General features: G+C 60.6%; 17 protein-coding genes. 9 read left to right on the plus strand and 8 right to left on the minus strand.

The genetic code is table 11. The features are described from left to right. Position 1: 1 nt before the first annotated feature. The 3 genes from hlyD to BLW50_RS06430 all read right to left on the minus strand — a co-directional run bounded on the left by hlyD (position 2) and on the right by BLW50_RS06430 (position 2,752). Positions 2–1,006 (minus strand): secretion protein HlyD, encoded by a 1,005-nt coding sequence (hlyD, locus tag BLW50_RS06420; protein ID WP_090699128.1) that lies wholly within the window; start codon positions 1,004–1,006, stop codon positions 2–4. Further along, the gene (locus BLW50_RS06425) at positions 1,003–1,671 is read right to left on the minus strand and encodes a CerR family C-terminal domain-containing protein (protein ID WP_090699131.1); all 669 of its coding nucleotides are present in this window, start codon (positions 1,669–1,671) and stop codon (positions 1,003–1,005) included. Before BLW50_RS06425 ends, hlyD begins: the two co-directional genes overlap by 4 nt. 193 nt (positions 1,672–1,864) lie before the next feature. Beyond that, positions 1,865–2,752, minus strand: a complete 888-nt coding sequence (locus tag BLW50_RS06430) for a LysR family transcriptional regulator (RefSeq protein ID WP_090699134.1) — start codon at positions 2,750–2,752, stop codon at positions 1,865–1,867. 98 nt (positions 2,753–2,850) lie between these two features. On the opposite strand from BLW50_RS06430, the gene BLW50_RS06435 reads away from it, so the two are divergent. Together BLW50_RS06435 and BLW50_RS06440 are read left to right on the plus strand one after the other, a co-directional pair. Continuing rightward, positions 2,851–3,573, plus strand: a complete 723-nt coding sequence (locus tag BLW50_RS06435) for an SDR family oxidoreductase (protein ID WP_090699139.1) — start codon at positions 2,851–2,853, stop codon at positions 3,571–3,573. Between the two features lie 64 nt (positions 3,574–3,637). Then, positions 3,638–4,129, plus strand: coding sequence for a nuclear transport factor 2 family protein (locus BLW50_RS06440; RefSeq protein ID WP_244544146.1), 492 nt, complete (start codon positions 3,638–3,640; stop codon positions 4,127–4,129). On the opposite strand, the gene mazG is transcribed toward BLW50_RS06440, so the two are convergent. Together mazG and BLW50_RS06450 are read right to left on the minus strand one after the other, a co-directional pair. Continuing rightward, positions 4,126–4,959: a nucleoside triphosphate pyrophosphohydrolase gene (gene mazG, locus BLW50_RS06445; protein WP_090699146.1), complete on the minus strand. Its 834-nt coding sequence runs from the start codon at positions 4,957–4,959 to the stop codon at positions 4,126–4,128. The two genes, BLW50_RS06440 and mazG, sit on opposite strands and share 4 nt — an antisense overlap. Before the next feature lie 108 nt (positions 4,960–5,067). After that, positions 5,068–5,775 (minus strand): cold-shock protein, encoded by a 708-nt coding sequence (locus BLW50_RS06450; RefSeq protein WP_090699148.1) that lies wholly within the window; start codon positions 5,773–5,775, stop codon positions 5,068–5,070. A gap of 363 nt (positions 5,776–6,138) precedes the next feature. Here BLW50_RS06450 and BLW50_RS06455 point away from each other — a divergent pair, with 363 nt between their 5' ends. Together BLW50_RS06455 and BLW50_RS06460 are read left to right on the plus strand one after the other, a co-directional pair. After that, complete coding sequence (locus tag BLW50_RS06455) at positions 6,139–6,639, plus strand: SRPBCC domain-containing protein (RefSeq protein WP_244544147.1); 501 nt, start codon at positions 6,139–6,141, stop codon at positions 6,637–6,639. Between the two features lie 247 nt (positions 6,640–6,886). After that, on the plus strand, positions 6,887–7,777 hold the full coding sequence (locus tag BLW50_RS06460) for a class I SAM-dependent methyltransferase (RefSeq protein ID WP_348272784.1): 891 nt from the start codon (positions 6,887–6,889) through the stop codon (positions 7,775–7,777). Between the two features lie 4 nt (positions 7,778–7,781). Here BLW50_RS06460 and hutX read toward each other — a convergent pair whose 3' ends face one another. The 3 genes from hutX to BLW50_RS06475 are packed head-to-tail and all read right to left on the minus strand — an operon-like array spanning position 7,782 to position 10,872. Then, positions 7,782–8,306, minus strand: a complete 525-nt coding sequence (gene hutX, locus BLW50_RS06465; RefSeq protein WP_090699154.1) for a heme utilization cystosolic carrier protein HutX — start codon at positions 8,304–8,306, stop codon at positions 7,782–7,784. Continuing rightward, positions 8,306–8,647 carry an antibiotic biosynthesis monooxygenase family protein gene (locus BLW50_RS06470; RefSeq protein WP_090699157.1) on the minus strand — a complete coding sequence of 114 codons (342 nt, stop codon included), beginning with the start codon at positions 8,645–8,647 and terminating at the stop codon, positions 8,306–8,308. The genes hutX and BLW50_RS06470 overlap by 1 nt, the downstream gene beginning before the upstream one ends. 29 nt (positions 8,648–8,676) lie before the next feature. Further along, positions 8,677–10,872, minus strand: coding sequence for a TonB-dependent hemoglobin/transferrin/lactoferrin family receptor (locus tag BLW50_RS06475; protein WP_170850019.1), 2,196 nt, complete (start codon positions 10,870–10,872; stop codon positions 8,677–8,679). Positions 10,873–11,109: 237 nt separating this feature from the next. On the opposite strand from BLW50_RS06475, the gene BLW50_RS06480 reads away from it, so the two are divergent. From BLW50_RS06480 to BLW50_RS06500, 5 genes are all read left to right on the plus strand, one after another. Next, on the plus strand, positions 11,110–11,973 hold the full coding sequence (locus BLW50_RS06480; RefSeq protein WP_090699164.1) for a heme/hemin ABC transporter substrate-binding protein: 864 nt from the start codon (positions 11,110–11,112) through the stop codon (positions 11,971–11,973). Between the two features lie 22 nt (positions 11,974–11,995). Continuing rightward, entirely contained in the window at positions 11,996–13,072 is a 1,077-nt protein-coding gene (locus BLW50_RS06485) for a FecCD family ABC transporter permease (RefSeq protein ID WP_244544148.1), read from the plus strand. Positions 13,073–13,074: 2 nt separating this feature from the next. Next, positions 13,075–13,875, plus strand: a complete 801-nt coding sequence (locus tag BLW50_RS06490; protein ID WP_090699171.1) for a heme ABC transporter ATP-binding protein — start codon at positions 13,075–13,077, stop codon at positions 13,873–13,875. A 143-nt stretch (positions 13,876–14,018) separates the two neighbouring features. Next, positions 14,019–16,109 (plus strand): FUSC family protein, encoded by a 2,091-nt coding sequence (locus BLW50_RS06495; protein ID WP_090699174.1) that lies wholly within the window; start codon positions 14,019–14,021, stop codon positions 16,107–16,109. After that, a complete protein-coding gene (locus BLW50_RS06500; protein ID WP_090699178.1) occupies positions 16,106–16,303 on the plus strand; it encodes a DUF1656 domain-containing protein in 198 nt (65 codons plus the stop codon). The genes BLW50_RS06495 and BLW50_RS06500 overlap by 4 nt, the downstream gene beginning before the upstream one ends. Positions 16,304–16,320 lie beyond the last annotated feature (17 nt).

A 16,320-nucleotide genomic window follows, 5' to 3' on the forward strand; every position in this document is an offset into this window, starting at 1 on the left:
CCTAGCGCCCTCCGGCTGGCCGGGCGTCGGGAATGGTGACGGTGACGGGCTGGCCCTGGCGCAAGGCATCGTCAGGATCGGTGACGACGATGCGCAGGCGATAAACGAGGTCGGTGCGCAGGCTTTCCGTCTGCACTGATTTCGGCGTGAACTCCGCTGTCGGTGAAATGAAGCCGATGGTGCCGCGATAGAGTTTTGGATTGCCGTCGCTTTTGACCTGCGCTTCCATGCCTGGCGAAATGCGCCCGAGATCAGGCTCCGACACATAGGCGCGCACGCGCATCGGCCGATCGATGGTGAGGGTGAAAACGGATTCGCCCGCCTGGACGATGGCGCCGGGCTCGCGCGCCCGTGTCAGGATCGTGCCGGCTGATGGGGCTTTCAAGGTCGCGTCGGCAAGATCGGTCTGTGCCTTATCACGTTGGGCTACGGCGACCGCATATTGTGCGTCGGCCGAGGCGATGTCCTCTTTGCGGAAGCCGGCGCGGATCAGCGACAAGGATTGCTCGGCCGCCTGCAAGCGTGCCTGATCGGCCCTGAACTGGGCTTCGGACAGATCGTATTGCGCCTGGCTGACGATGTGGTTCTTGAACAATTGCGAGCGACGGTCGAAATCCTGGCTGGTCTGCACCAGCGATGCACGGCGCTCAGCTACGGTCGCTTCGGCCTGCGCGATGTCCTGCGGACGATTGCCGCTGCGGCGTTTGTCGCGTTCCGCCGCCGCGACACTGACCTGCGCTTCGGCGGCGTTCAGCATATCGGTGAGCGGTTTGGTATCGAGCTGCGCCAGGATGGTTCCTGTCTCAACGCGTGCGCCTTCGTCCACCGGCATGGTGGCGATGCGACCGGGCACACGGAAGCCGAGATCGACGGAGCGAATGTCGACATTGCCGTAGAGGGCGAGAGGGCCGCCGGTCTGCGGTGCGAAGAAGCCAAAGCCGTGCGTGAGATAAGCGGCCAGTGCGACGGCCGCGAGCAAAGCGAGAATGATCAGCCGCGTCTTCATGGCTTGCTTTCGATGTCGCTGGAGAGAATGGCCCGGCAATGGGCATGCACGGTGCGGCGGATCTTTTCGGCATGGGCTTGGTCGATGTCGTCCCATTCCATGAAGCGCAGTGCGGTTGCGCGTGCGACACGGAAGACGATGACCTGGCCGAGGATGCTCACCAGTTTCAGGCGCGCGTCTTCTTGGCTCCATCGACCATTGCCGTGGTGCTCGACGAGTGCGATCAAGCGGCCCGCCACCCGATCGAAGATATGCCGGTAGAGAATCTGGAAAGCCTCGGTCGGCTCCATCTGCTCGCGCACGATGAAACGGGCCCAGGCCGCGCTCTGCGGATTGAGCATGAGCCCCAGCATGCCGTCGACCATGGTGAGGACGTAGGGCAGGGCCTCCTCGGGCCGGATGTCGTCAATCGCGGGCAGGCGGGTGAGGGCGGCGCCCAGCCCGCTTTCGATCTTTTCGGCGATGTGCTTGGCGGTGGCCAGGTAAAGCCCTTCCTTGCCGCCATAGTGATAGGTGATGGAGGACATGGCGGTGCCGGCAGCTGCAGCCAGCGCGCGGGTGCTGACCCCTTCGAGACCCTTGCGGCCGAAGAGGTCGACGGCTGTCTCCAACAGCCGGTCGTCGGTGGGCAGGGGCTTTTGCGGTGTTTTCGGCTTCTGGCTCATGCCTTATTTTAGTTCGATCGAACGAACAAATCAATGAAGATCTGTTGGCGCAGGCGGACGATTTAGCGGAAAAAGCTCTAAATCATTGGCATTTCAAATAAATATTGAAATTCTTAAGCGGCGCGGCGAGTAGCGGCAGGTCATAGGCGCGGTGGAATTGATTTGGCCGACGGCCATGTCGCACATTCGGTTGTCAGCTCCAGCGTCGCACGTGCTCGACTAAAGCGCGCAGCTTCGGTGCCATGTTCCGTCGTTGCGGATAATAAAGGTAGAACCCTGGAAAGGGCGGCAGGAAGTCTTCAAGCAGCCAGACAAGCTCACCCCGCTCCACATAAGGCCGGAATGTCTCGCGCATCGCGAAGGTGATCCCGGCCCCACAAAGGGCGGCGCGCAGCATCAGGCGAAGATCATTCGTCGTGATCTGGGGCTCGACCGCCACGTCAAAGGCGACGCCTTTTTCTTCGAATTCCCAGCGATGGGGAGCGATATGTGGCGCGCGGCGCCAACCGATGCAGCGATGCTGAACCAACTCGCGTGGATGGCTCGGCACGCCATGGGTCGCCAGATAGGATGGCGCGGCCACAGCTGCTTCACACTGGTTGCCCCCCACTGGCACGGCGATCATGTCTTGTTCGATCACCTCGCCTAGCCTGACACCTGCATCAAATCCTGCCGCGACGATATCGAATTCCTCGTCGGTGACCGTCACGTCGATGGTCACGGCCGGATTGGCCTCGGCAAAGCGGGAGAGGAGAGCCCCCGACAAGAAGTCTTCGGCAATCGAGGTGACGGCCAGCTTTAACAACCCACGCGGTTGATCTTCGGCCGCCAGATGCTCCAGTACAGCCATCATGTCCGACATGGGTTGCGAGAGAGCCGCACGCAATCGCTCTCCCGCCTCGGTCAATCGGACCGAGCGCGTGGTGCGCGTCACCAGGGCCATGCCAATGCAGTCCTCAAGCCGCCGCACGCCCTGACTGACGGCCGAGCGCGTCACTCCCAGACGATCGGCAGCGGCGCGGAAATTGTCAGCTTCCGCGACAGCCTGAAACAGGGGCAAGAGGTTCAGGTCGATGTTCATTGTCGAGTATCGCTAACCATCCAGTCCATGAATGGAGGAATACCGGCGACAGATGGCTTGGTCCACCTTTCCGTCAACATCACGGAAAGGAGCAGATTATGGACAAGGTCATTCTGGTCACCGGCGCCTCGGGCGGGATCGGCGAGGGCATCGCGCGCGAGCTCGCAGCCCATGGCGCAAAGGTCTTGCTGGGCGCGCGTCGAGGCGACCACATCGCAGCCATAGCGGCTGAAATCCGCGAGGGCGGCGGCACAGCGGAAGCCCGCGTGTTGGATGTCACGGATCGGGTCTCCATGGGCGATTTTGCGCAAGCCGCGCTCGATCTCTGGAACCGCATCGACGTTCTGGTGAACAATGCAGGCGTCATGCCCCTGTCGCCGCTTTCCGCCGGAAAGCTGGATGAATGGGAGCGCATGGTCGATGTGAACATCAAGGGCGTGCTCTGGGGCATCGGCGCGGTTCTGCCGGTCATGGAACGCCAAGGCAGCGGGCAGATCATCAATATAGGTTCGATCGGTGCGCTGCAGGTCGTGCCTACTGCGGCTGTCTATTGTGCGACGAAATTCGCCGTGCGCGCCATTTCCGAGGGGCTACGCCAGGAGAGCACGAAGATCCGCGTTACGTGCGTCAATCCCGGCGTCGTCGAAAGCGATCTTGCCTCGACGATTACCCATGCGGAGACGATCGCCGTGATGGACGAATATCGCGCCATCGCACTGCAGCCCAACGATATCGCCCGCGCGGTACGGCAGGTGATCGAGGCGCCCGACAGCGTCAACACGACCGAAATCACGATCCGGCCGACCGCGTCGCCGCAATGATGGCGTGGCTGGCAAGCAGCTAGCTTTTCCTACATCATGAAAGAAGCGAGAGATGATTTTCCGCATGACTCGATACGCCTGCGCTTTGCTGATCACCTCGACCTTCGTGGTTGTCGCGGCGCCGGCGCAAGCGCAGGATGCAGATGCGACGGCCCGAAACGCAGCGATCGTGCGGCAGGCCTTCGACAGCTGGGTCAAGGGTGGCAATGTCTTTGCCAAACTCCTGGCTCCGGATGTGACCTGGACCATTCACGGTAGCGGCCCTGTGGCGAGGACCTATATCGGCCTCAAGGATTTCGTCGAACGGGCTTCGGCTCCATTGATCACCCGCCTCGCGACGCCGCTGGTTCCAGAGGTCCATGACATTTGGGCCGTCGGCGATACTGTGATCATTCGCTTCGACGCATCGGCCACCACGACCTCGGGCGCGCCTTATGCAAACCAGTTCGTCTGGATCTTTCGGATGACCAACGGTGTCGTGAGCGAGGCGCAGGCCTTCCTCGATCTCGTCGCTTATCAGAAGGTCGTCGACAACAACGCGCCTCGCGCGGATTAAGCGCTGCGTTCGGCGGCCTTGGCGGCGTTCCAGAGGGCGTCCATTTCCTCGAGTGTCGCTTCGCTGGGTTTGCGGCCCTGGTCGTGCAAGGCGGCTTCGATGAAGGCGAAGCGGCGGGCGAATTTGGTATTGGTGCCGCGCAGCGCTGCTTCCGGATCAGCATCGGCATGGCGCGCCAGATTGACCACGGCGAACAGGAGATCGCCGATCTCGCCAGCGACCGCGGATGCGTCACCGGCGGTGAGTTCCACATCGATCTCGTCGCATTCCTCACGGATCTTCGCCAGCACCTGGCGCGCGTCGTTCCAATCGAAGCCGACCGCGCCAGCCTTCTGCTGTAGTTTGAGCGCGCGGGTGAGAGCCGGCAGCGGTGTGGGCACGCCGTCGAGCGCGCTCGTCGGCGTATCGTCGGCTTGGAGACCGGCGGCGGCGCGCTCACGCGCGCGCAAAGCCTTTTCTTCTGTCTTGATCTCGCCCCAGAGCTTTTTGACTTCGTCGGGCGGCAGGTCGCGCGCGCTGCCAAAGACATGCGGGTGGCGCCGGATCATCTTGGACGTGATGGCTTCGACCACGGCGGGAAAATCAAAGGCGCCACGCTCTTGCGCCATCTGCGCGTGGAACACCACCTGCAGCAGCAGATCGCCGAGCTCATCCTTGAGGTCGGCCAGATCCCCACGCTCGATGGCGTCGGCAACTTCATACGCCTCTTCGATCGTGTAGGGCGCGATCGAGGCGAAGTTCTGTTCGAGATCCCATGGGCAACCGCCGGCGGGATTGCGCAGCTGCGCCATGATGGCAAGGAGGTCGGCGATATCGCGCGAAGGTGTCATGCGAGGCGCTTTGCATAGGAAGACTGGTGGACGAGCGTGCGCACTCTCAAAACAAAACGCGCCGCAGTGCAAGTGCGGCGCGCCAGATTTGATTACAGTGCTAGGGGCTCAGGAGAGACCGATGGACACCGCTTCGCGGCCTTTCGGCGTTTCGACGACACGCATCATCACGGCCTGGCCTTCGACCAGCTGGGTGATGCCGGCCGGACGCAGGGTCGAGATGTGAACGAACACATCCTTGCCGCCGTCATCGCTCGCCACGAAACCGAAGCCCTTGGTCATGTCGAACCACTTGACCTTGCCGCCGAGTTCCACGGCCGTCGACGGATCGGGACCACGGCGTTGACCGCCGAAACCACCACCGCCGCCGCGATCGCCACCACGGTCTCCGCCGCGGTCGCCACCACCGCCACGCGGACCGTCGAACGAACGGGCCGGGCGCGGGGACATGTCCGCGGTCGACAAGTCGACTTCGAGCACGCGAGTGACCTGCAAGCCTTTGGCGCCTTGCGCGGTCGTTACTTTCAGCTTCGCTCCGGGAGGGACGGTCTCGTGACCGGCGGCCTGGAGCTGGCCGATATGCAGGAAGGCATCGCCGGCGCCGTTGCCGAGTTCGACGAAACCGAATCCTTTATCGCCCTTGAACCACTTTACTGTGGCGTCGACACTCGGAGGAGCAGCTCCACCGAAATCCGGGGGCGGGAAGGGGGAACCACCACCGAATTGTGATCTTGGCTGACGCATCGGCGGAAAATCCATCGGTCCGTCATCGTCGAAACCCCGCCGTCTGGGCCTAAAATCCTTACCTTTGCTCATCGTGTTCTCGTCAGTCTCCGCCAAACAGGCCGCCAGCCTGTAATTTCGCAAACGCACGTGCCAACAGTCGGCCGAAACGGGTGTTTCGAACCGGTGGTTTCCCATCGAACGGGCCAACTAAGTGACCGCGAAAATGTGTTGTCAAAACCGGACCTGCAGCGCCTACGAAGGGTTAGTGTAGCAGGCCCCTTCGAATTCCGCCATCTGTCCACAGTAAATATTTTGCTCATCAGGGGTTCCCGACACAAAATATTCGCAATCCGAGGGACCGCACCAGTCCTTACGATACCAGGACGTCTGATACCGGCGTTTCAAGTCGTCGCCGAACGTCATTGGGTGAAGGAAACCCGAGGAGGAAATTGCGTGCCACAGATCGCTGACGGCAAGCGAGTTGATCGCGCCTCAAGGGTTATTAAAGCTGCGCCACAGCGCATTTATCGGGCTCTCCTTGATCCGGGGGCGATCGCGACGTGGCGGGCGCCGAAGGGCATGATGGCACAAATACATCTGTTCGACGCCCGGCCGGGCGGGCGGTTCCAGATGTCGCTTCATTATGGGAGCGCGGATCATAAAGCGTTTGGCAAGACCAGCGCCGATGCCGACGTCGTCAACGGGCGGTTCGTCGATCTGGTTTCCGACCAAAGGGTGGTCGAGCAGGTTGAGTTTGTATCGAGCGATTCTGCTTTTGCCGGCACCATGACGATCACGACGACCTTAAAGGCGATCGGGTCCGACGCGACCGAGGTTACCATCGAATGTGCCAACGTCCCGGTGGGAATAGCGCCGGAGGATCATCAGGAAGGTCTGACGTCGACCTTGGAGAATCTTGCCGCTTACACCGAGGGGCCGGGCGGAGGCGGATAATCTAGGCAGCCTATAGAGCACAGGCCGCTTCGAAACCCGAATAAGTTAAAGATATGTATTATTGATTTTATAAGTATCTGGTAGCCCAAACCTCCTTCATTTCAATGCTGACCCTGGGCATTCCCGCCAATGCGTGATGGTGCTGATGATGGGCGCCATGATGATTCACAACATTGCGCCTGGCCCGCAGATCCTGACGCAGAGTACGGCGGTTATTTCCTCGCGCGCCTGAAATGCGAGATGGCGCTTGCTGCTCGGCTTCGTTCTGGGGCCGATGCTGGAAGAAAATTTCTGCCGTTCGATGCAGATCTCCCGGGGCGACCTGAGCATATTCGTAACGCAACCGATTTCGGCCTGTGCCTGGCCACGGCGCTTGTGCTTCTCGTCGCGGTCGCATCGCCGAAGATACGCAGCAAGCGCGAGGATGTACTCGTCGAATCCTGATCATGGTAGAGGAGCCGGGCAAAGCTTCGGAGAAACGACCATCGACACCGGTTTGCCGCCGCAGGCGCTGACATTTATTCAGGCTCATTTTCCGGTGCTACCGGCGCCATCGGTGCCGGAAATCCGTTTGCATAAAGCCGGGCCGAAAAGCGGCCTGTGGCGCCTGGCCGAGATGGATCGAGATTTCGGCACGCCGTATTGGGCGCATCACTGGGGCGGCGGCCTGGCGCTGGCCCGGCACATTCTCGATCATCCCGAAATCGTTGCCGGCCGTAGCGTGCTCGACCTGGGCGCCGGATCCGGTCTCGTCGGGATCGCCGCGGCTCAGGCAGGGGCTCGGGAGGTGATTTGCGCCGACACGGACAAATATGCCGTGGCCATGGCGCCGTTGAACGCGGCAATCAACGGGGTGACCGTCACGACGTTCTTGGGTGACTTGACGGGCGGCGCACCGCCCGCCGTCGAAACCATTCTTGTCGGTGATCTTTTCTATGAACGCGATCTGGCTGAGCGGGTCACGGCATTTCTCGATCGATGTCTCGCGGCACATATCGAGGTGCTGGTCGGTGATCCCTGGCGGGCGTTTCTGCCGGAGGCGTGGCTGCGTCTGCTGGCGGAATATCCGGGGCCGGATTTCGGTGATGGAGGCGGCACCGCGCACCGGAGCAACGCGGTGTTCGCCTTCATTGCTTAGACGCCTACCCGATGAAGTGGCGGCGCAGCTCTTCGAACTTCTTGACCTGATCGGCGAGCAGCTCCCGGCTTTCATCCCGGCCCATGAAGACTTTGAACATCACGTTGCCGTCGAGGTTCAGAAACTGGACCGAGAGAGAACGGCGTCCAAAGAACAGCCTGTTGACGAAGGCAATCTGCTTGCAGCGGTCGGATCGAATGTGGCCGCTGATGGGCGATTGACCGTGGACGTTGAAATAGCCGCGACCCGCACTTCCTGGCGGCAGCTCGCCCTTCGTTTCAAAGACGCCATCGGCGGAATGGACGATGAAAACGATAGGGCCGAATGCCGTCAGCTTGGACCAGACATCCTCGAAGGCCTCGCCCGCTGCAAACGCGGCCTGTTCCTTCGGCAAGGCCTCCAGAACGGTCTGCATGCTGACATCGCAGGATTCAGCAACGCTTTCGAGAACGCCATCGGGCCGGGCCGCGATGGCGTCGCTGACGAGCTTCGCCTGTTCTTCGCGGGAAGGTGCAATCACCGCCGTCATCACACTGTTTCTTTCTGGGGCGCGGCGTGCGCTTCGAGCTGTTGAATGACGTCGAAGCCTTCGAATTCCGGATGGCCAATGATCGCCGGCGGGCTGTTTCCCGCCCGCTTGTGAGAGGCCGCGAATTGCGCCGATTGGACCCAGGCGTCGAAATGCTGGCGCGTCCGCCACAGCGTGTAGGACGAGAACAGGACATGGTCCGGCTTTGCCGGTCCGCGCAGAAGTTGGAACGTCATGAAGCCTTCCATCTCATGCAGGTAAGATTCCCGCTTGAGCCAGGTCGCTTCAAAGTCATTGGCGCGCTCTAGGATAACGCGGAATCGGTTCATGGCAACATACATGGTGTTTCCCCTTCTTGGCTTTCTCGGCCTTACCAACGGACCGTCGCGTTGAGCGCGAAGGTTCGGCCCGGCGCGCGGTATAATTCAAGGATCGGATTGCTCGCCAACAGTCCACGGACGTCCTGCGCCACGAAATACCTCTGGTTGAAGATATTATAGACGTTGGCGTTGATCGAGATATTCGGTGTCGGATTGAAGAACAGCGTGAAGTCGGTGGTCGCCCAGCCCTGCGGCCGGTAGATCGAGGGTGAGCTTACGCGGTTCTTGGCGCCGGCAAAGCGCTGACGAACTTCGGCGCCCCAGAGTTTCGATGGCTGATAGCGCGCCCCGACCAGGCCGGTGATTGGATCGACGGAATCGATCGGCAATCCCGTGGCTGAGTCTCGGCCTTGCTGGAAGGCGACGTTGGCGAAGAGCGACCAGTCGTCTGTGAGCCGCAGTGTGCCTTTGCCTTCGAAACCCCAGATGACGACCTTTGATAGGTTCTTGTACTGGAACTGCTGCAGGCCCGCCGGAGAGACGCCGAGGAGGACAGATTCGATGAAGTTCTGATAGATGTTGTAGAAGCCGTTGACCTGGAAGCTTGATCCGTTGTCGAAGCGGCCGCGCAAACCAGCCTCGAACCCATCGCTGGTTTCCGGCTTCAACGAGAAGTTTGGCAGAATCTGATAGCCGAACGCCGGATTCGAATAGGCGAAATTGGCATTGTCATAGGGAGGCGCGCGGAAACCGCGCGCATACTGACCATAGAGCCGATACTGGTCTGTCAGATTGTATGTAAAGCCGAACTTCGGCGAGAGCGCGACCGTGTTGAGCTTGTCGACTTGGAAGTTCGCGAGATTGGAATTGGCGAAGGCCTGATCGGGCTTTGGCGTCAACTGATAATGGTCGATGCGCAGCGCGGGAATGAATCTCCAGCGGCCCGATGAGATGGTGTCCTGGACGTAGGCCGCGAGCTGCAGCGTTTCGGTGTCAGGGAAATTCTTGTTCGGAAAGTTCTCAAGGCCGACAAATCGCGTCGTCGCACCGGTGAGAAGGTTTGTCTCGGTCCGGTCGCGGGGGCGGGTGGTTGTCGTGTAATCGACGGTCGCGCCGTAGATGATCTTATGGTTCCAGTCGCCCCAGTTGCGCTGGGCTTCCAGTTGCACCTCGGCGCCATAGATTTTTTGTTTGAAGTCAAAATCAGAGAAACGATAACGGTTGGGTATCATGGAGGGCGCGCCCGTGACGCGGCCTTGGCGGGTCAACTCTTGCCGGTCGACCTCGGTATAATAGGCCATGGTCTTGATAGAATCGGCGATCGCCCAAGTGACGGGAAGCGACCAATCAAAGCTGATGCGAGGACGGATCGTGCGATCCTCGCCGCGCGATCCCAGAACCGCTGAACTGAGCTCGGTGTAAAGATTGGTGTCGAGCGTCTTGTGGGTCAGCTCGGCCGTTAGGCGAAACCGGCCCCAGTCGCCCGCGTCATAGACCATCTTCCCGAGCACGCTATGGGCCGTATAGTTCTGCGGATTGGCTTTCCGATAGGTGTTCGGCGTGACTTCGTGACCGTTGCGATGGGTGTAGATCAGCAAGGTTTCGAGCTGGCCGACCTTGCCGGCGCCCGTCACGGTCTGAGAAAACGAGCGGTCGGTGGAGTCATAGGCGACCTTGCCGCTGGCGAACCAATTGCGCGAACTGAACGAGAGATAATCGGCCGGATCCTTCGTTACATAGGAGACGACGCCGCCAATGGCGTCGCTGCCGTAGAGAGCGGAAGCCGGGCCGCGAATGATCTCGACCTGTTTGAGCGTATCGAAATCAACGAAGTCGCGCGTGTAAGTGCCGGCGCCATAGTTTGAACTCGGAAAGTCCGGAACCTTGATGCCGTCGACCTGCAGGCGGACTCGGTTCTCGCCGATGCCGCGAATGACATAGTTCGTCGAGCCGCTGCGCGACGGCTGATTGCCGACGGAGACGCCAGGCTCGTCGCGAACGAGATCGCGTGGCGATTGGATGTTCTTCTCTTCGAGTTCGGTGCGTTCGCGAACCGAGACGGTGGCCGGAAGGTCAAATATCTTAGTCGGACCGCGTTCCGCCGAAACAGTGATCTCATCGAGTTCGGTGACGGGTCCGCTCGTTTGTGCGCTGGTCTGTGCGCCGGTCTGTGATTGTGCCGCTACCGATGTCGCGGACAGACAGGTCGCTACAGCGAAAAGCCACTTTCCGGTCTCTCTGTTCATGCCCATAGCCCCGTATGGAATTGGCGAGCAACGCATTGCTCTTAAATGTCAGCCGGAAGCCTGAAGATCAGAACAAGTATTTCGAGTCAATAAATACCGAATATATTCTATTTATACGAATTCTAAATCTGGAAATATTGGATTTAAATAATTCTAAACTGGAAGTGTTGGCTAGTATTCTTAGTTGGAATTTTCTAATGAACAGGGGAAACATGGTCGGATTTCGCGGACAAGATTATGAAGCTCGTAGCAATCAAAGGCGCGCTCGCGTCCCTTCTTCTTCTGAGCGGCAATGGGTTGGCGCATGCCGAGCGGCCGAGCCGACTCGTTTCGCTTGGCAGTTCAAACACTGAGATCATTTACGCGCTCGATGCTGCGGACGCGGTGGTGGGCGTCGATTCCACCAGTCTTCTGCCGCCGCAGGCGCTCGCGACTAAAGCCAATGTTGGCTATCTCAGGGCGTTGTCGGCTGAAGGTCTGCTGGCGCTTCGCCCGGACATGGTGCTGACGTCGGCAGGGGCTGGGCCGCCGGACGTTTTGGAAAACCTGCGCCGGGCCGGCATCAAACTGGTCAATCTGGATGACGTGGCGAGCGCGGAGTCTCTTCTCAATCGGATCGATGCCATCGGCCACCTGGTCGAGCGGGAGAGCGCGGCGCAACAACTGCATGCCGATGTCGCCAAGCGTTTCGAAAGTCTGACGGCGAGCGTGGCGAAAATTGCCAATCGCCGTCGGGCGCTCCTTGTTCTGGGCATGCAGAGCGGGAAAGCAATGGTCGCCGGCCGGAAAACCGCCGCCGATGCGATGATCCACCTCGCTGGCGCGGTGAATGCCGGCGACGGCATGGATGGCTATAAGCCGATGAGCGACGAAGCCATCGTAGCGGCGGCTCCCGATGTCATCATATGGGCGCATCGCCCCGGCGAAGATGTGGTGCAGGATGTTTTCTCGATGCCGGCCTTTGCCACGACACCGGCTGCTACCAACAAAGCCATCGTCCGCATGGATGCGATTTATCTACTGGGATTTGGTCCGAGCGCGCCGGAGGCTGCGAAGGATCTGATGCGCCAGATCTATGGAGACGAGGCGACTTCGAAATGACGGTCTTTTAGAAATGACCACCTTGGCTGCTTCAGCCGACATCGCTCCCATCCATCGACGCCGCGGCCGTCTCGTTGCTTATGGCGGGATATTCGCGGCCGCGATTCTTGTTCTGTCCGTCGTTGTGGCGCTGGCGACGGGGCCTGTCGCCATTCCGGTCAGCCGGCTGGCCAGGCTCGCTCTATCCTGGCTGAGCGGCGAGAACGATGCGTCCATGGCCCGCGACTGGCTCGTGCTCATGAACATTCGGCTGCCGCGCGTGGTCTTGGGCATCTTGTTGGGAAGCGGCTTGTCCGTTGCGGGCGCGATCATGCAAGGCCTTTTCCGCAATCCGCTTGCTGACCCAGCCATCGTCGGCGTTTCCAGTGGCGCGGCTCTGGCCGCCGCCGCAACGATCGTTCTGGGCGACCGCCTTCTGCCGCTCTCGCCCATGATGATGCAAGGCGTCATTCTGCCTATCGCGGCTTTTGTCGGCAGTCTTCTGGCAGCTGGCGCCTTATACGCCATATCGACTCGCGAGGGACAGACATCCACAACGACCATGTTGCTCGCGGGCATTGCCATCTCGGCTTTGGCGGCGTCGGGCATCGGGCTGCTCATCTACATCAGCGACGATCGCCAATTGCGCGACATCACATTCTGGACGATGGGGAGTTTGGGCGGCGCCAACTGGTGGAAGGTCTCGGTCGCTGTTCCGGTCATGCTCGTTCTGTTCATCTCGTCGAAATTTCTGGCGAATGGCCTGAACGCGCTGGCCTTGGGGGAGGCCGCCGCCTTTCACGTCGGCCACCGGGTGCAACTGATCAAAGTGGTTTCAATCGTGCTGATCGGGCTGGCGACGGGTGTCGGTGTCGCGGCAGCGGGTGTCATCAGCTTTGTCGGGATTGTCGTGCCGCATCTCGTGCGCCTGGCGATCGGTCCTGACTATCGCAGTCTGCTGCCGATCTCGGCGCTGCTCGGGGCGAGCCTGCTTGTCGCCGCGGACGCTTGCGCGCGCACGATTGTCGCGCCGGCCGATTTGCCCATCGGCATTCTGACCGCGCTTGTTGGAGCACCGTTCTTTCTGTGGCTCTTGCTGCGACGCGAAAGATCGTTCTGACCATGATCATCGAAGCCGAGCGGGCCTGCTACGCCATTCGTGGTCAGACGATTGTCGACAATGTGTCCCTGTCCATCGACAAGGGCGAGCTGGTGGTCATTCTGGGGCCGAATGGCGCCGGCAAGACAACCTTGCTGCGGATGCTGACGGGCGAATATAAACCCACGTCCGGCGTCGCTCGCCTCGGCGGTGTGGCGATCGGCGAGATGGCGCCTGTGGCCCTGGCGCGCCGTCGCGCGGTGATGACGCAAGCCTCTCATCTGATGTTTCCCTATAGCGTTCTGGAAGTCATCAGTTTTGGTTTGCATGCGGCCAATCAACAGTCTCCGCAAGCCGCAACTGCCATCGAGCGGTCGATTGATCTGGGTGACGTGCGCCATCTGATCGACCGAAATTATCAAACCCTATCGGGTGGCGAACAGCAGCGCGTGCAGTTTGCCAGGGCCATCTGTCAGATCCTGGCTTGTCGGGAGGCGGGGAGCGATCAAGCTCTATTCCTGGACGAGCCGACGTCGAATCTCGACCTAAAACACCAGATCATGATCATGAGCGCGGCCCGCACGCTCTGCCGCGAAGGCGTGGCCGTCTGCGCGGTACTCCACGACATCAACCTCGCGGCCGCCTGCGCGGATCGGATCGTCATGATGAAGAAGGGACGGGTCGAGCGCGTCGCCAGGCCGGCCGAAGCCATCACCCATGCCACGATACGGGAAATCTTCGACATCGATCTGACGGTCCTCAGCGCGGACGCGCGGGGGCGCCCCTATATCGTTCCCGACTATGGCTCGATCGAACGGCTCTGAGGGCGGCGGCGGTCTGGCTGACCTCCAGGTCCAGGGGGTGGGACTTGGAGGGGAAGGGACTTGGAGGGGGAGGGTAATTCTATTGTTTTCTCGGGAGGTGAACGGCACTATTCAGAACGGATGTCTCTGGATGGTGGTCTCTTATGCTGAAGATCGTTCAGCAGTTCACGTGGCGCGACGTCTTGTTTTCCGTCAAAACGTTCGTTGCCGCTATGCTGGCGCTATTCATTGCCTTCCACCTTAATCTCTCCCAACCCAGCTGGTCGTTGACCACGGTTTACATCGTGTCGCAGCCGCTGGCCGGAATGGTGCTGGCCAAGTCCGTTTTTCGGATCTTGGGCACTGTCATCGGCGCTGTGATGTCACTGGTGTTCGTGGGGCTTTTTTCCAATGCACCGGAGTTGTTCTGTCTTGTTCTGGCTCTGTGGATCGGTGCCGGCACGTTCGTCTCGGTTTACCTGCGCGACGTGCCCCAGGCCTATACGGGCATGCTGGCCGGCTATTCCGCCGCTATCATCGGTCTTCCCGCAGCGCTTGCCCCCGACACCGCATTCGATTTTGCCGTCGCGCGATGCCTTGAGATTCTGCTCGGCATCGCCTGCGCGGCTTTGATGCATCATGTTGTTTTTCCACGCCGGGCCGGCGATGCTCTGCGTAAGGCCCTTGCCACAACGCTTCCCACGATGGCGCAATGGGTTTCCGATGCATTGCGCGGGCAGGAGGGCGAAGCCAAAGGGCTGGCGGACCGACGCCAGCTCATATCGGCGATCCTCTCGCTCGGCTCACTGCGGACATTCGCAGCTCTCGATACGCCGGCGATCCGGGTGATCGATTCCGCCATCCGCCAATTTCAAGGCAAGCTCTTGTCTCTGCTTGCCCTGCTGGTTTCCGTCTATGACCGCTTCGCCATCCTGCAACGGGACCAGCCGACCATGGCGGAAGAGCTTCGGCCGCTGTTGGAGCGGGTGGTTGCCCATGTTGCCGAGACAGCCAATGCTTCGACATCAGAGCAATCTCGGCAGGAAACCGCATTGGAAGCGTCCCTGGCGGCGGATGTCCAATCGCGCCTGCCGCCGGCGCATGCGCTGAGAAGCCATCCGCAAAACTTCCTCGTTCGCAGCATTCTGTTGCGGTTGAACGACATTCTGGCCATGTGGCAGGAACTCATCTGGATCCGCACGCACATTGCTGCCAACATCCGTCTTCCGGGGGAGGGCGCAGCGCCCTCCTTTCAACCGTATCGCGATGCGACGTTCGCCTTGATCGGCGGTGCCATATCCGCGGTCACAGTTTTGATCGCCAGCGCTTTCTGGATTCAAACCGCTTGGCCCAACGGGCCGGCGGCCGTCACCTTTGCGGGGGTGATGTGCGCGATCATGGGTGCGCGAGATGATCCAGCGGCGGCGGCACTGACGTTCCTGAAAGTCAGTGTGGTTGGAGCCATGATTGCCGGCTTCTATCTGTTCGTTCTGTTGCCACCGCTCAATACGTTTCCAGCGCTAGTGGTCGCATTGGCGCCATTCTATCTCATATGTGGCGTCTTCCTCACCGCGCCTGCTGCCGTCCCGTTCGTCATTCCGGCGATCTTCATCGGTGGCGGCCTGATGGGCGTGTCGAACCAGATGACCTACGACTTCGCCGCCTTTCTAAACAGCTTCCTCGGTTATATGGCCGGTATTGGAATCGGCGCGATGGCCTTGGCGCTTCTGCGTCCGCTTGGCTCGGAATGGATCGTGCAGCGTCTGACGCGCGGCACCAGAGCCGATCTCGCGCGGGTGGCGGGCGGGCAGACGCCGGAATCCCGTGCCAGTTTCGAAAGCCGCATGTTCGATCGCATCAATGCGCTGCTGACACGGCTCGATCCGCTCGTCGACGATCAACGCGCGGCAATGCAGGGGGGGCTCGCCAGTCTCCGGATTGGCCTCAATATTCTCGCGCTCAGGCGCTATCGTCTGCTCCTGCCGGGGCCGGCGGCCAGGGCTGTCGACAGAGCTCTCGCGGCCTTGGCTACGTGTTTCGACAAAGCTGCTCGGCAGGGACAAATGCCATCGCCGCTGTCTCTCCTTCAGGTCGCTCGCAACCGCGTTTTGGCACAGCCAGAGGAGGATCTGCTGATCCAGACCGCTGAAGCGCTCTACGGAATCGAAACAACGTTAAGGCAACACGCGGGATTCTTCGGATTGCCGGAGCCGTCCCCGTCGGCCACGACATCGATAGGAGCGGTCGAGGCATGATCAAGGAAATCAATCTGGACGGAGTCTATTTTCCGCCCATGGTCGGCTATCTGCTGGGGACGGCGCTGGCCTGGTATGTCATCCGCTATCTGCTGGATTGGTCTGGATTCTACCGCTTCGTTTGGCATCCGCCGCTGTTCAATACCGCCCTCTATGTCATTCTGCTCAGCGCCTTTGTCGGCGCGACGCTCTAATATTGGTGAGAGATCGA

The organism is Beijerinckia sp. 28-YEA-48 (genome assembly GCF_900104955.1).
In the GTDB taxonomy this organism is placed as follows: Bacteria; Pseudomonadota; Alphaproteobacteria; order Rhizobiales; family Beijerinckiaceae; genus Terripilifer.